Origin of the sequence: Streptomyces hokutonensis (assembly GCF_042751305.1) — a bacterium.
Taxonomy (GTDB): Bacteria; Actinomycetota; Actinomycetes; order Streptomycetales; family Streptomycetaceae; genus Streptomyces; species Streptomyces hokutonensis_A.
In genome coordinates, this window is the sequence record NZ_JBHYWD010000041.1 from 25352 (window position 1) to 38446 (window position 13095).

Annotated in this window: 17 protein-coding genes; 13 read left to right on the forward strand and 4 right to left on the reverse strand. The window is 69.7% G+C overall.

Annotation, left to right across the window (positions count from 1 at the left end):
• Positions 1–70: 70 nt before the first annotated feature.
• The 6 genes from ACFXC1_RS49760 to ACFXC1_RS49785 all read left to right on the forward strand — a co-directional run bounded on the left by ACFXC1_RS49760 (position 71) and on the right by ACFXC1_RS49785 (position 1752).
• A complete protein-coding gene (locus ACFXC1_RS49760) occupies positions 71–391 on the forward strand; it encodes a hypothetical protein (RefSeq protein ID WP_381256717.1) in 321 nt (106 codons plus the stop codon).
• A gap of 66 nt (positions 392–457) precedes the next feature.
• Positions 458–592, forward strand: a complete 135-nt coding sequence (locus tag ACFXC1_RS49765) for a hypothetical protein (protein ID WP_381256720.1) — start codon at positions 458–460, stop codon at positions 590–592.
• 71 nt (positions 593–663) lie between these two features.
• On the forward strand, positions 664–996 hold the full coding sequence (locus tag ACFXC1_RS49770) for a helix-turn-helix domain-containing protein (RefSeq protein WP_381256721.1): 333 nt from the start codon (positions 664–666) through the stop codon (positions 994–996).
• On the forward strand, positions 996–1343 hold the full coding sequence (locus ACFXC1_RS49775; protein ID WP_381256724.1) for a hypothetical protein: 348 nt from the start codon (positions 996–998) through the stop codon (positions 1341–1343). The genes ACFXC1_RS49770 and ACFXC1_RS49775 overlap by 1 nt, the downstream gene beginning before the upstream one ends.
• Positions 1340–1525 (forward strand): hypothetical protein, encoded by a 186-nt coding sequence (locus ACFXC1_RS49780; protein WP_381256726.1) that lies wholly within the window; start codon positions 1340–1342, stop codon positions 1523–1525. Before ACFXC1_RS49775 ends, ACFXC1_RS49780 begins: the two co-directional genes overlap by 4 nt.
• Positions 1525–1752 (forward strand): hypothetical protein, encoded by a 228-nt coding sequence (locus ACFXC1_RS49785; protein ID WP_381256729.1) that lies wholly within the window; start codon positions 1525–1527, stop codon positions 1750–1752. The genes ACFXC1_RS49780 and ACFXC1_RS49785 overlap by 1 nt, the downstream gene beginning before the upstream one ends.
• Positions 1753–1757: 5 nt before the next feature.
• Here the strand turns inward: ACFXC1_RS49785 and ACFXC1_RS49790 are convergent, their stop codons facing one another.
• Positions 1758–2000 (reverse strand): hypothetical protein, encoded by a 243-nt coding sequence (locus ACFXC1_RS49790; protein ID WP_381256732.1) that lies wholly within the window; start codon positions 1998–2000, stop codon positions 1758–1760.
• Positions 2001–2154: 154 nt separating this feature from the next.
• Here ACFXC1_RS49790 and ACFXC1_RS49795 point away from each other — a divergent pair, with 154 nt between their 5' ends.
• From ACFXC1_RS49795 to ACFXC1_RS49815, 5 genes are all read left to right on the forward strand, one after another.
• Entirely contained in the window at positions 2155–3213 is a 1059-nt protein-coding gene (locus tag ACFXC1_RS49795) for a hypothetical protein (protein WP_381256734.1), read from the forward strand.
• 19 nt (positions 3214–3232) lie between these two features.
• A complete protein-coding gene (locus ACFXC1_RS49800) occupies positions 3233–4093 on the forward strand; it encodes a hypothetical protein (protein ID WP_381256736.1) in 861 nt (286 codons plus the stop codon).
• 123 nt (positions 4094–4216) lie between these two features.
• Positions 4217–4423: a hypothetical protein gene (locus ACFXC1_RS49805; protein ID WP_381256738.1), complete on the forward strand. Its 207-nt coding sequence runs from the start codon at positions 4217–4219 to the stop codon at positions 4421–4423.
• A gap of 119 nt (positions 4424–4542) precedes the next feature.
• Positions 4543–4905 (forward strand): hypothetical protein, encoded by a 363-nt coding sequence (locus tag ACFXC1_RS49810; RefSeq protein WP_381256741.1) that lies wholly within the window; start codon positions 4543–4545, stop codon positions 4903–4905.
• Between the two features lie 184 nt (positions 4906–5089).
• On the forward strand, positions 5090–5212 hold the full coding sequence (locus tag ACFXC1_RS49815; RefSeq protein WP_381256743.1) for a hypothetical protein: 123 nt from the start codon (positions 5090–5092) through the stop codon (positions 5210–5212).
• Here the strand turns inward: ACFXC1_RS49815 and ACFXC1_RS49820 are convergent.
• Positions 5209–5652 carry a DUF6233 domain-containing protein gene (locus tag ACFXC1_RS49820; protein WP_381256746.1) on the reverse strand — a complete coding sequence of 148 codons (444 nt, stop codon included), beginning with the start codon at positions 5650–5652 and terminating at the stop codon, positions 5209–5211. The two genes, ACFXC1_RS49815 and ACFXC1_RS49820, sit on opposite strands and share 4 nt — an antisense overlap.
• 282 nt (positions 5653–5934) lie before the next feature.
• On the opposite strand from ACFXC1_RS49820, the gene ACFXC1_RS49825 reads away from it, so the two are divergent.
• Positions 5935–7131 (forward strand): IS110 family RNA-guided transposase, encoded by a 1197-nt coding sequence (locus ACFXC1_RS49825; RefSeq protein ID WP_381256749.1) that lies wholly within the window; start codon positions 5935–5937, stop codon positions 7129–7131.
• Here ACFXC1_RS49825 and ACFXC1_RS49830 read toward each other — a convergent pair.
• Together ACFXC1_RS49830 and ACFXC1_RS49835 are read right to left on the reverse strand one after the other, a co-directional pair.
• A complete protein-coding gene (locus ACFXC1_RS49830; RefSeq protein WP_381256752.1) occupies positions 7107–7973 on the reverse strand; it encodes an alpha/beta hydrolase in 867 nt (288 codons plus the stop codon). The genes ACFXC1_RS49825 and ACFXC1_RS49830 overlap by 25 nt on opposite strands.
• 170 nt (positions 7974–8143) lie before the next feature.
• Positions 8144–11119, reverse strand: coding sequence for an NB-ARC domain-containing protein (locus tag ACFXC1_RS49835; protein WP_381256755.1), 2976 nt, complete (start codon positions 11117–11119; stop codon positions 8144–8146).
• A gap of 894 nt (positions 11120–12013) precedes the next feature.
• Here ACFXC1_RS49835 and ACFXC1_RS49840 point away from each other — a divergent pair.
• On the forward strand, positions 12014–12895 hold the full coding sequence (locus ACFXC1_RS49840) for a hypothetical protein (RefSeq protein ID WP_381256757.1): 882 nt from the start codon (positions 12014–12016) through the stop codon (positions 12893–12895).
• The last annotated feature ends 200 nt before the right edge of the window (positions 12896–13095 follow it).

Genomic DNA, 13095 nt, shown 5'->3' on the forward strand with positions numbered 1-13095 from the left:
CGTACGCGGAGCGGGGCCAACTCGACTACCCGCGCGCACAAGGGCGCGGGGATGGAACTGGAGCGGATTGATGAAGAAGTTGACCGGAGCAGCGGCGGCCCTGCTGCTCGTCGGCTCCCTGATAGCGGCCGGATGCCAGTCGACCGACGACGACTGCGACGCCCGAGGGCGGGGGATCGAGCTGGCTGCCGCGCACACCGGGACGGGCGGCGGTGGCTCCCGTGGCAGCGGCCGGTCCGGCGGCTCCCGCAGCACCGGGCGCGGCCCGAGCCTGACCAAGCCACGCGGCACCTCCCCCAAGTCCCCCAAGTCGTCCGGGCGACACGGCACCAGCCGGCACGGCAGCAGCCACGGCCACCACGACGACGACTGGTTCGACTGCGACGACTGACGAGGCCCGCGCCGCCCCGTCAGGGCGGGCACCGGCCCCCGTTCCACCCATCCGAAAGGCAGTGCCATGAAGGCATTCCGCAAGTTCATGTTCGGCCTGGCGTCCGGCCTCATCGTCTGGGCCGCGACCGCACCCATACCGGTCATCGGCCCGTGGTCGCCCGTGCTCGGACTGGCCACCGCCATCGTCCTCTGGATCTGACCTCATCCCCTGGCCGGGGCCGCAACTGCGCGGCCCCGGCCAGGGATCCACCAGTGCAGAAAGGTTCGTCCGTGTCCGTGGACGTCGCTGCCCTCTACGACGAAGAGGGCTTCAGCATCCGCGCAGTGGCCGAGGAGATCGGCAGCTGCTACTCGACTGCCCGACGGCAGCTGATCGCGGCCGGGGTGGAGCTCCGTCCGAGCGGCGGTCGCCCCCTGGAGGCCGATCCGGTCGCCGAGCGCCTCGCGGCCCTGTACCGGGCCGGCCAGTTCGGGCGCGGCCTGAGCATCCGCGCTATCCAGGAGCGCACCGGGTACGGATACGCGTTCATACGGACACGCCTCCACGCCGCCGGCGTCGAACTGCGCGACAAGCACGGGCGACCCCGGAAGGCGGTGGCCTGATGCCCAGCCCCTCGCATTGCGGACTCTGCGGCGCCCCCATCCGGTGGACCATCACCGAGGGCCGCAAGCGGCTCGCTGTCGACGCCGAGCCGCACCCGGACGGCAACGCAGCCGTCTCCCGGGACGGGCGCGGCACGTGGCTCTCACGCCGCCCGACAGAGGAACTGCCCGCCGCCCCCTGGGAGAAGCTCCACAAGCCCCACGTGGCCACATGCGAGGGCAAGCAGAGCGACGAGCCGATGACCCGCTGCCTCGGCATCATCCGCCTCGACGAGCACCCCCACGACCGAGACGGGCGCGCCGACAGGGCGTCCGCCCCGCAAGACCTCGGAGGTGGAGGCCGGTGACCCTCGTCGGCGTCTACCTGTTCACCGTCCTGACCGGCTCAGCGGGCCTCCTCGGGCATCCGCCGGTCCTGGCTTCCATGACCCACCGTGCGGCCGTCTGGGCCCTCCAGCGGGCCACCCGTGACCGCCGTCGGGTACCTGCACGGCACGCGCCGTCGTGGGCCCGGAAAGAGGGCCGGTGATGACGCCGGCGACGCCTCCGCCGCTCGGGGACTGCCAGCTGTGCCGCACCCGGAAGCACCTGTTCCCGCACAAGTCGAAGCGGGACGGGCTGGTGCGGAACCTGTGCGGCGGCTGCCACGGCTCAGCGACGACCACCGAGGAGCGGGGCGGGTTCATCGACTTCGACCAGGCGTACACGCACGGCTCGGACGATGACCTGCTGACGTGGCTGCGGGGTGACCTGTGACCAGGTCAGCGAGCGTGCCCGCTCTCCTTGGCGCGCAACTCCTTCAACTCGGCTTCAAGGCGGAGCAGCTCTTCGTAGCGCGCGGGCGGGACGAGGTATGCGCGCCGCCGGCCCATGGCGGTGAAGGCGGCCACCTTCGCGTAGACCGTGGCGTCCTCGATCAGCGCGGTCAGCCATGCGCGCGCGTCGGTCATCGGCGCTTCCTGGACGCCGTCCGCGGCTCGCTTCGGTGCGTACTCCTTAGCCATGACCAGGAGTGTAAACCATTGCCATCTGCTAGTAACTGTTTGGAAGAGTTGACAAGTCTTTAAAGATTGGCTTCGATGATCACGTGCCGGAACGGGCCTCTGTGGACCGAACGCCGAGCACCTCTCCTGACCAGCACGACCAGAGAGACAACCCGTGAGCGTGGACGAGCAGGACGACCGCAAGGAAGGCGCCGTGCCGAATTCCTTCGGCAACGCGCTGGCCTGGAAGTGGACGCGGCAGATGCCCCGCGGCCTCAAGAGCGGCTTCCTGACGATGCTGTACGCCCTGCGGGCCATGGCGGCACCCTCGGGTGAGCTTCGCTTCAGGGACGGCAAGCCGATCCGGATTCAGGACCTGGCGAAGGCCGCAGGATGCCGCGAGCACGATGCGCGCCGGTACCTGGACGCGGGCATACGGGCGGGCGTGGTGCTGGTCGACGGGGAGCGGCGCCGGGGCAAGCCCACCCGCTACGCCATCTCCAGCGACATCCCGTGGCCGGACTGGAAGGCCGCCGAGGACTACCTGAAGGCCACCGCTCGCCGACGCGCCCAGGACGACGATCCCGAGGAAAGTTCGGGCCGCAGTGGCACGAACTCCGATGACCCCAGTTCGGGCCGCAGTGGCACGAACCAGTTCGGTCCACAGAGGCCCGAACTTGGGGCTACCGACGAGGGATCGGTTCGGTCCACAGAGGCACGTATGGGTTCGGGCCACAGTGGACCGACCGGTTCGGACCACAGTGGCCCGAACAACCCAGGTAGTACCCATGGGGTTTCCCACGAGAGGGCTGATGTAGTTCCTCAACCTCGGGTGGTTGGGGGCTCGTCGGCACAGAGCGATCAATCCCCGAACCAGGACGACGACCAGGGCGACCAGCCGTTCGGCCGGTGCGAGGTGTGCGGGCACCCGCTGGTCCGTGCCGGGTCGAAACGCTGCTCATCCCACCGGGACACCCCGAGCCGCCGTCGGCCCCGTGAGGGGCGCAGCAAGCCCGTTCAGGCCCCACTGCTGATGCCGGTTCCCTCCACCCCAGACGAGCCGCACGACGACGTCCCAGCGACCTTCCGGCCGCCCAAGCCGGACCCCTTGGCGCCCCCGCGGACCTGCGGATGCGGCCGCGCCTTCCAGGACCGTGCCCCGGCCGCCCGCTGCCCCGACTGCCTGCACGCCGAACACGCCGAGGCCGCCAGCCTCCGCCGAGTCGGTACCTGACCACACGAAGGAGACCCCGTTGCACCAGCAGTACGAGACCCCCGAGTCGCTCCGCAGCTTCCTGAAGCTGTGCCTCGACCCCGGCCACGGCATCAACCGGACCCCGGCCAAGCTGGCTGAGGTGCTGCCCGAGCCGCTCGCCCGGAAGGTCGCCGAGTTCGCACCGCACGTCGGCGGGCTCCGGATCTTCGCCCAGGTCCTCAACGAGGAAGCCCACGCCGCGCAGAAGCGGGCCAAGGATGCGCACCGGGCCTACGCCGACGCGCTCGCCGCGTGGATCCACGGCGAGGACCCGGAGCCCGCGCCGGAGCGGTACGTGATCGGCCGGAACGGCGTCTTCGCGACCCTGTACGACCGGCTGGAAGGGCGCCTGGTCGTGGACAACTCGACCGAGGAGCACTGTCTCCAGGTGCGCGACGAGCTGAACGCCGCCGAGGAACCGCCGTGCAAGAAGTGCGGCGCGCCACCGGCCTCCCACGTCGCATGGGCCAGCGGGCACCTGTACGTGAAACCCGACGAGCCGCAGCCGGCACCGCCCCCGGCGAAGCCGCGCCGCTCGATGCCGCTCCTCGCAGCGGTCACGGCTGCGTACGACACCGCGGTTGCGCACGCCACGAAGTGCGGCACCTGCTGGCCCGGCATGCGCCTCGCGGAGATGTGCCCCGACGGGCAGCGAGAGGCGGTCGCCTTCCTCGACCAGGTCGACACCGAACCCGAGTGCGCGCACATCGCCTGGGAGGTCACCAGCGAGTACCGCAACGCCCAACGCATGTGGGTGAAGTCCCGGAAGTGCGCCAACTGCGGCGACCACATGGAGCCGTCCGCCGAGGCCGAACCGCACTGGCCGGAGAAGGCCGCCCTGCACCCGGCAGGCCAGTGAGGTGCGCCTGATTCCGATGGATGTCCTCCGCCGCTGGAAGCGGGCCGCAGCGACGCCCCTCGTGGCCGCCGCCTCAAGCAGGGCCCTCTCCGTCGACTCCGCACGCACAGGGATAGCAAGCACATGAGCGCACTGAACTGCCCCAACCCGGACTGTGAGGCCTCCCGGCGGGCCGGCCAGTACCTGTACTGGGACTGCTGGGACGCCCTTCCCGACCCGACCCGCCGAGCCCTCAGCATCCGCGACGACCTCGCCATAGCGCGGCTCCAGATCCTCCATCGTGAGCTTGCTGCCGGTGTCCCACCGCAAGAGATCGAGATCGACCTGTGAACACGCACCGCCGCTACGCCCGCGTCCTCGCCGCCGGCGCGTTCTGCCTCGCCTTCGCCGGCATCACCGTCGCCGTCTAGTCCGCCGGGACGTTCGGCCTCGACGACGGCGGGTTCATCGTGCCCATCGTCTGCTTCCTGTTCGGTTCGACCGTCCTCGCCTGGACGTCGTCCCGGGAGCGTGCGGCCGGACGCCGCGCCACCCTCGACCAGTTCGGCGAGGCCGCCGTCACGCACACCACTCCCACGGCCGGCACCTGTGTGCACGCGGCGCACGGGCACGGGGCGGCTGCACCGCTGGAAGAACGGTCCAGCCGGGCGGGCGGTCCCGCAAGCTGCGCAGGACCCGCGAGTTGCGCGGGCGCCGCCGGGGAATCGGGCCCGCCGCACCGCCCGTCCGGATGGTCATCCTGCGGCCCCTGCGGTGGCCGGCTGGCTGCGGCACGCCAGCTGCGCACCTCCGGTTCCCCGAACAGCTCATAAACGCTCACCTGGGCAGGTCACGCACCACGACCGAGACCACCGCGAGGGCGACTATCACCGCCCGTCCGTTCCACGACGCCGGCCGCCTCGTCGCGTGTCCACGCACGCCCGCATCGGTGTGACTGTCCGACCGGGGCGGGAGCCAGTACACCTCCAAGGCCGTACAGGGCTGCGCATCGCCGTTGTGAGCATCCACGCACTGCCAACGAACGATCCGGCTCGCAGGCTGCGGCCCATGACCGAGATCCACACTCCGACGCCCCGCGAAGCCTTCGAGCTGCTGCTGGTCGGCAACCGGCCGGCCTAGTCCAGGATCCCCAGCTCGGTATCCGGGCGGCAGTGCTCGCAGGCCGTGAAGAAGCGTGGGTCGTCCGCGAGCGCTTTGCGGGCGACTTCACGCTCGGTGGTCCGTGCCTCCTGCGGTGCCTTGGCGCAGCCCGCGGTGTGGATGACAGCCCCGGCAGTGGCGTCGCTGGGGCTGTTGCGTTCGACGAGGTATCCGGTCTGCGGCCGGCCGCCGGGCTCGCGGCCGCCCCCTGGAGCTCTACGGTCCCCCGGGGGCCGCTTGGGAGCCGATATGACGGGCCGCGGCACGGCGCGGCGTTCGGCGCGAGCGAGCGCGGCCCGGACGGCATCGTGCTGGAGCCGTAGGTAGGTACCGACGGTCTCGTGGTCGGCCAGCTGGTGTTCGAGGTGCGCGAGGATCACGCGCAGGCGCGCGGGGTCCGGTGGCAGCATCTCGCTCATACGTTCGATTCTAAGGCTTGAGTCCCCCCGCTGATGTGACGCTCAGCGATAGTTGGCCTTACGTTCCGGGGACGGGTTGGTCGAGCCCTTCGTATGGTTGGGCCGCCCAGGGTGCCGGGTGTGGCTTTTAGTTGGCTGCCGCCTGTGGCTGGAGTGGCTTGGCCGCCCGGCGCCCGCGACGACCCGGCCGCCAGATTGGGAAGTGCGAGCAAGATCGCTGTGTAAGGCCATGCCGGCGAGGTCGTCCGTGGCACCAACTGCCCGCACGATGTCTGGAGCGCCATGAACCGGATCTGGGCTGGAATCGACAGCGGCAAGACCCACCACCACTGCCTGGTACTTAACGAAAGCGGCGAAAGACTGCTGTCCCGCCGCGTCGCCAACGACGAGCCGGAGCTCCTCAAGCTCCTTGACTCTGTACTCGCCCTCGGCGACCAGGTGACCTGGGCCGTGGACATGGCCGGTGGTGAACCCGCTCTCTTGCTCGCCCTGCTCGTCAGCCACGGGCAGGAAGTGCTCTACATACCCGGCCGAGTGGTCAACCGGGCCAGTGACGGCTACCGAGGCGAGGGCAAGACTGACGCCCGCGACGCGTTCGTCATCGCCGACCAGGCTCGGATTCGTCGGGACCTCCAGGAACTGAGGCCCAGTGACGAGGCCATCATCGAGCTCCGGCTCCTGACGAACCGCCGCACCGACCTGGTCCGCGACCGCACCCGGTCCATCAACCGGCTGCGCTCCGCGCTGACCGGCATGTTCCCTGCGCTGGAACGCGCGCTCGTCCTGACCAGTGCCGGACCACTCGTCCTGCTGGCCGGCTACCAGACGCCAGCAGCAATCCGGCGCCTCGGGACCGGGCGGCTCACCCGATGGCTACGCACGCGTGGCGTCCGCAGTCCACAGGAGCTTGCGAAGAAGGCTGTGGAGGCCGCGGAGCGGCAGCACACCGCCGTTCCCGGCGAAACTGTGATCGCCCAGCTCGTTCGGACACTCGCCCAGGAGGTCCAGACCCTCAACGAGAAGGTCGCCGAAGTCGACCAGCTCATCGAGGCCAGGTTCCGGACGCACGAGCTCGCCGAGATCGTGGCCAGCATGCCCGGCATCGGCCCGCTGCTGGGTGCCGAGTTCCTCGCCGCGATCGGCAACGACCTCGCGGCCTTCGCCAGCCCAGACCGACTCGCCGCCTTCGCCGGCCTGGCTCCGGCACCGCACGATTCCGGGAAGCGGAACGGCAACCTGCACCGGCCCCGCCACTACCACCGGGGTCTACAGCGCGTCTTTTACATGTCCGCCCTGATGAGCGTGCGCTACGACCCCAACTCCCGGACGTATTACGACCGCAAGCGCGCCGAGGGCAAACGCCACTCCCAGGCCGTCATCGCGCTCGCCCGGCGCAGAGTCAACGTCTTGTGGGCCCTGATCCGGGACGGCCGCCTCTACGAAGTCGCGGTGCCTCAGCCCACCGGTTGGTCCGGGTGATCGTCCGATCGCCACAACCAGCGCAGGGCATCGGGCAGCAGGACCCCGCCGTGGTTGGGGCTGTGGCCTCCATCGCCCAGGACAAGGCGGAAGTCGTAGCCGGCTTCTGCGAGCGCGGCCGCGACGCGCAGGTTGTTGGCGAGCCAGTTTGCCTCGGGCTCGTTCCAGCGCAGGTCACGATGGCCCGCTTGCATGAAGACGCGCAGCGGCTTGCGAAGGACGCGGGGGATGAGTTCCGGGTATGGGTTGCCGCCTGGCATCTGTGTGAAGCTGGACAAGTACCCGATCACCCGGCGGAACTTGTCCGGGCGCAGCCACGCCGCGGTAAAGGCGCAGTTCCCGCCGCTACTTCCACCACAGATGCCCCATCGGTCGGGGTCCTCGGCAATCGAGTAGTGCTTCGTGACCTCAGGGATGATCTCGGTCAGGAGAAAACTGACGTACCGGTCGTCGTAGGCGTCGTACTCGACATTGCGGTTCTTCGGATCCTCGGCATCCGGGAAGACACCCGGGTCGACGAACACGCCGATGGTGACCGGGATGTCACCGCGGTGGACGAGATTGTCTAGAACGATCGCGCCGCGGACCTCCCCTTCAGGGTCCAGGTACCACCACCCGTCCTGGAAGACCATCAGCGACGCCGGCTCCGAGGGGTCGTACCGCGCGGGCACATGCACCCAGAACTTCCGTGACGTTCCCGGGTAGATTGCGCTGTCGCTCCAGTCGAACTCGATCGTCACGCCGGCGGGCACGCCGGGCTCCACGGCGGAGTCGGGCCCATGGGCGTAGCGCACATCTTGCTGGTGAATCGGAAGCAGCTGGTAGGGCACCTCGATCGTCACGCGGGCCAACCTAGGAGAGATCACGAACGGTCTCAACGGGGTTTATAACTGCCCCCACACGGCTTGACTTCTCCATTGGGAAGCCATTCGCAGTGCTACTTGGCCGACGGGAAGGCACTCCGGTGGGTTGATGTCGGTGATCGACTGACAAGGTCCGACCTGGCAGGAGATCAGACGAGGAGACCAAAGAGGTACAACCCTCGCTCTCCAGCTGCCGCAAGATCGTTGTCCTGCCCCCAAGCGCAGGACTGCACATCCCCCTCGGCTCGTGCGATTGCCACAGTTTGGCGTCCTGCAGAATCCCAGATCCGTACGGTCCTGTCGGTGCTGGCGGTGGCGAGCCAGGAGCCGTCCGGCGCGATCGCCACCGACTCAACCGAGCCGGTGTGGCCGGTGAGGGTGGCGGTGCAGGTTCCGGTGGTCTGGTCCCAGATCCGCACCGTCTCGTCGAAGCTGGCGGTGGCGAGCCAGGAGCCGTCCGGCGCGATCGCCACCGACCGAACCAAGCTGGTGTGGCCGGTGAGGGTGGCGGTGCAGGTTCCGGTGGTCCGGTCCCAGATCCGCCCCCCGTCGTCGCCGGCGGTGGCGAGCCAGGAGCCGTCCGGCGCGATCGCCACCGACCGAACCTCGTTGAAGTGGCCGGTGAGGGTGGCGGTGCAGGTTCCGGTGGTCCGGTCCCAGATCCGCACCGTCCTGTCGGTGCTGGCGGTGGCGAGCCAGGAGCCGTCCGGCGCGATCGCCACCGACCGAACCAAGCTGGTGTGGCCGGTGAGGGTGGCGGTGCAGGTTGCGGTGGCGCGGTCCCAGATCCGCACCGTCTCGTCGGTGCTGGCGGTGGCGAGCCAGGAGCCGTCCGGCGCGATCGCCACCGACTGAACCCAGCTGGTGTGGCCGGTGAGGGTGGCGGTCCAGGTTGCGGTGGCGCGGTCCCAGATCCGCACCGTATCGTCGCCGGCGGTGGCGAGCCAGGAGCCGTCCGGCGCGATCGCCACCGACCGAACCGGGTTGAAGTGGCCGGTGAGGGTGGCGGTGCAGGTTCCGGTGGTCCGGTCCCAGATCCGCACCGACTCGTCGTTGCTGGCGGTGGCGAGCCAGGAACCGTCCGGCGCGATCGCCACCGACCGAACCTCGTTGAAGTGGCCGGTGAGGGTGGCGGTGCAGGTTCCCGTGGTCCGGTCCCAGATCCGCACCGTCCTGTCGTCGCCGGCGCTGGCGAGCCAGGAGCCGTCCGGCGCGATCGCCACCGACTCAACCCTATAGGCGTGGCCGGTGAGGGTGGCGGTGCAGGTACCGGTTGTCCGGTCCCAGATCCGCACCGTCCTGTCGTCGCCGGCGCTGGCGAGCCAGGAGCCGTCCGGCGCGATCGCCACCGACCGAACCCGGTTGAAGTGGCCGGTGAGGGTGCGCTGGAGTGTGTGGTGCGGGGCGCCGGGCAGGGGCCACCGGTTGATCAGGCAGGGGCGCAAGGCGGGATCGCGTTGCCGGGCGGTGATCTGCGCGTGCCAATGGGGGTGGGCATCGAGACAGGAATGCAGGACGCCGATGAGGAAGTGGGGCGGGGTGGTGGGAGTGAGGAGGTGGGCGGCTTGGGCGAGGGGCCGTGCGAGGGAGTGGGTGTGGGGCGTGTTGATGTGGGTGAGGTCGCTCCAGGGTGCGCTGGGGCCGCGTTGGGCCAGGCGGGTTTCGGCCCAGCGCACGTCGCCCGCTACGGCCTCGGCGAGTGCGGTGCGGTCGGCGGCGATCAGGTGACTGACGAGGTGGTCCAGGAGGTAGCCGTGCTCAATGCGCCACCATGCGCGCGCGGGGTCGGGGTGCGTGGGGGCAAGGGGACCGGCTGGCGGCAGGGTGGCGGCGATGCGATCGATCAGGAGTCCGTTGAGGCGGACCAGTCCGCTGGGTTGGAGTTCGGCGCGGAGGTAGTCGCGGATGACGTCGTGCAGGCTGATCCTGCCGCCGTGCGACGAATCGAGGGTGATCAGGGACAGGCGTTCCAGGTCTCGGCACAGGAGTCGGGTCTGGTCCTCGGCCAGCCCGGCCGTGGCCTGCCACAGCAGGGCGACGATGGGCAGCGGGATCAACTCGTCCTCAGCGAAGATGCCGAGTTCGGTGAAGCGGTCGGCGCCGCCGGGCGGAAGCAGGGTGGTGGCGGCCTCGATGGATGCCTTCACCGCCCGGCTGCGCAGGCGAGGATCGTCCAGGTCCCAGGCGGCGGCTGGGTCGTCGACCGCGGCCGGGCCGAACTCGCGCAGCCGGTGAAGGACTTGCGCAGCGGTGACGGCGGGATCGGCGCCGGTGGCGGTCTGCTCGGCGATCAGACGGTTCGTCAGGCGCAGTAGCAGGGCCCAGCGGCCGGTGGTGCGGATCAGGTCCTCGACCACGGCATCGGGCAGGGAGGGCAGACCCCAGGCGAGCACGGCCCGGGCCTGGCGGGGAGACATCTCGTCGACCTGGATACGGTCCGCGTCAGGTGGCAGCAGGTCGGGGTTGCGGGTGGTGACCAGCCGGACGCAGCGCCGGCCTCCGTGCAGAAACGGAGTGAGCTGTTCGCGCTCCCACACGTCGTCGAGGAGGAGCAGGGTGCGCGGCCGTGTGTCGAGGAGCCGCCCGAGGTGGGCGCCGGCCAGGTCGGGGTCGTCGAATTCGGTGGTGTCGCCGGTGATGAACCGGGTGACCTCGGCGAGCTTCGCGGCGATGGCGGCCCGCCCGCGGACGTCCCGGCCGATGGTGACGGGATAGATACGCTGGCGGAATCGGCGCCGCACGGATCGGTCCGCGCACACGGCGGTGGCCATGGTGGTCTTGCCGAAGCCGCCTGCCCCCCACAGGGACGTGGTGATGCCGACTGCACGGCGATAGCGGCACACGGCTCTTACCGTTGCCCGGGTCTGCTCCCGGTCCACGAACCAGCCCGGCACGGCTGCGGGCGGCGGGGGCGGTGGATCGTCCGCAACCGCCGGTACACGCTCCTGAATCCACACCGCGGCCACCGCCGCCACCAGCGCGAGTCCAGCCAGCGCGCCGGTCCACGGCCACGGGTCCTGCCGCAGTTCATCCAGCCGTCCCGGCCACCGGCCAGCGGACGTGGCGGCGTTCCCCGCCAGCGCCAGACCAACCGCCAGCACCGCACCCGCGCCAGCCAGCGACACCAAGCTCACGAACCGAACGCGCACGCGGACCCCCGACAACGGCCACTCGATCGGACCATACTGACAGGCCATCGCCTCATCAGGAGAACATCCGACAACGGCGCCCGGTGAAACACATCCAGGCGATAGAACTGCGGCGACAATGGCCAACTACATCTGAGCAATATGGCCACCCGTCGTTGAGCGTCACGCGCTGGCCAGTGGGGTTATCAGCATCGCTGGCCGTCTATCGCTGAAGGGCACACGACTGTGACTGTCACCGATAGTTGGCCACCGTCAGAGCTACGTGGCCACACGCCCACATTCGACGCCTGTCGGAGATCCTTCGGGGTGCCTCGCGAGGAACGATGGAGGCCTGGCGGGGCGTCCCCAGCCGGGCCTCGTGATGCGTGCGGCTGTCTTCACCGGCGAAGGCAACCGAGCTGTGCGAGACCGCCGTCCCAGGGGCCGGAGGCTCGTCTAGGTGCTCGGCTATTGCGGCCAGCCCACGGTCTCAGCCCACTAAGCAGCGTTACATATCGGCGTCTCGCCTGCCGGGAGATCAAGGGAAACCACCGGAGAGTGGGGCGCTCTGCGGGCTCAGGCGGCTCCTCGATACGACCTGGTTCGACACCCGGGTGGCCAAATATCGCTGACAACGGCGGCCAGGTACCGCTGACAGGCGACCCGTTGACCCGCGGCTCTACGGCCAGGGCTGGCCAACTACCGGTGACAGTCACAGCTGACTGTGGTCGGGTAGCCGGTGTCCGGTGCCATCGAATCTTGGATACTTGCCAGCGAACCTTGACGACCGCGAGTCCGTGTCAGCGAAGGTTGAGCACCCCAAGACGGATGCGCGCGTGGACGGGCATGCTGACTGCCTGGTCCGGCTCCACCAGGGGGGAGGAACGCCGCGTGAGTGCAGTGACGGAGGCGGTGCGGCGGGTGAGCGGCAGCGTGCTGCCAAGCATCTTGGGGGCGGCGGTAGGGGTGGCCTTCGTCTCCACCTCTCCCTACCGTGGAGCTCCTCAATGGCCGGTCTGGGCAGCGCTCTGGGTCGCTCTCACCGGCGCGGCGGGTGCTGTCTTCACTTACGGACTCGCCCACTGGCGCGAGCTGCCAGTCGGTGAACGGCCGCCGCCATCGGCCACCATTACTCCGGTCGCCGCGCTCGTCGTAGGCGGGCTGCTGGGCATGCGCGTGCCAAGCCTAGTGGGGCATGACTACGGCTGGCGCGGTACCGCAACGGTCTCCTTGTGCTTGATCGGCTCCGCCCCCGCAGCAGCCACGGCCTTCGCGATACGCCGTGCCGCTCGGTCCGCCACCTGGCCCGACGGCCGAAGCCACGGGGCGCAAGTGGTCTGGCTGATCGAGCGGCGCCGGTCACTGAGGGCGCTGCTAGCGGCCGTCGGCAGTCTGGTCGCGCTGACCACGCTGGCCCTCGGCGAGGCCAGCCAGATCCAGAAAGACTATGTCGCCGCCGGGCGGATTCCCGCGGCCGCGGCAGAGACTCCCCAGACGATCGTGATCGCGGGCGGTGCGAGCTCCCTGGTGATCGGCAGCATCTACGGTCTCGCGGCGGGTGCGCTGCTGCGACGCGGGCGGGCCCTGTGCGCCGAGGTGTTCGATGTCGCCCAGGCATCCGACCCGGCGACGCTGCTCGACTGCGCCGAGAACCGGCAGAGGCTGGAGGCAGTGACTGGCGCGGACACGGGGCCCTTTGCAGATCTCCAGACCGGCCTTGTCGTGCTCGCCCCGCTGATCGCCAGCGCCGCGAGCGCATTCCTGCCGCGTTGATACCTAGGGCCTATGCACTCACCGGAACGCCCACTCAAACTTTGATGGCACAGCTCAAGGTCCGATGGCACAGGACAGCCGGAGCCCATTGCGGGGCTCCGGCTACTGTCCTGTCTCAGTGAACCCTGGGCAGTCTCAGTCTTCCCTGGGCAAAGAGGCGTGTGTCTCAGTCGCCTGTTGTGACCAAGCGACTCAAGACG

What these genes read in the sequence shown, in the direction of transcription:
- ACFXC1_RS49760 (WP_381256717.1), top strand. Translation starts at nt 71, where the DNA reads ATGAAGAAGTTGACCGGAGCAGCGGCGGCCCTGCTGCTCGTCGGCTCC.
- ACFXC1_RS49765 (WP_381256720.1), top strand. Translation starts at nt 458, where the DNA reads ATGAAGGCATTCCGCAAGTTCATGTTCGGCCTGGCGTCCGGCCTCATC.
- ACFXC1_RS49775 (WP_381256724.1), top strand. Translation starts at nt 996, where the DNA reads ATGCCCAGCCCCTCGCATTGCGGACTCTGCGGCGCCCCCATCCGGTGG.
- ACFXC1_RS49785 (WP_381256729.1), top strand. Translation starts at nt 1,525, where the DNA reads ATGACGCCGGCGACGCCTCCGCCGCTCGGGGACTGCCAGCTGTGCCGC.
- ACFXC1_RS49790 (WP_381256732.1), bottom strand. Translation starts at nt 2,000, where the DNA reads ATGGCTAAGGAGTACGCACCGAAGCGAGCCGCGGACGGCGTCCAGGAA.
- ACFXC1_RS49805 (WP_381256738.1), top strand. Translation starts at nt 4,217, where the DNA reads ATGAGCGCACTGAACTGCCCCAACCCGGACTGTGAGGCCTCCCGGCGG.
- ACFXC1_RS49820 (WP_381256746.1), bottom strand. Translation starts at nt 5,652, where the DNA reads ATGAGCGAGATGCTGCCACCGGACCCCGCGCGCCTGCGCGTGATCCTC.
- ACFXC1_RS49825 (WP_381256749.1), top strand. Translation starts at nt 5,935, where the DNA reads ATGAACCGGATCTGGGCTGGAATCGACAGCGGCAAGACCCACCACCAC.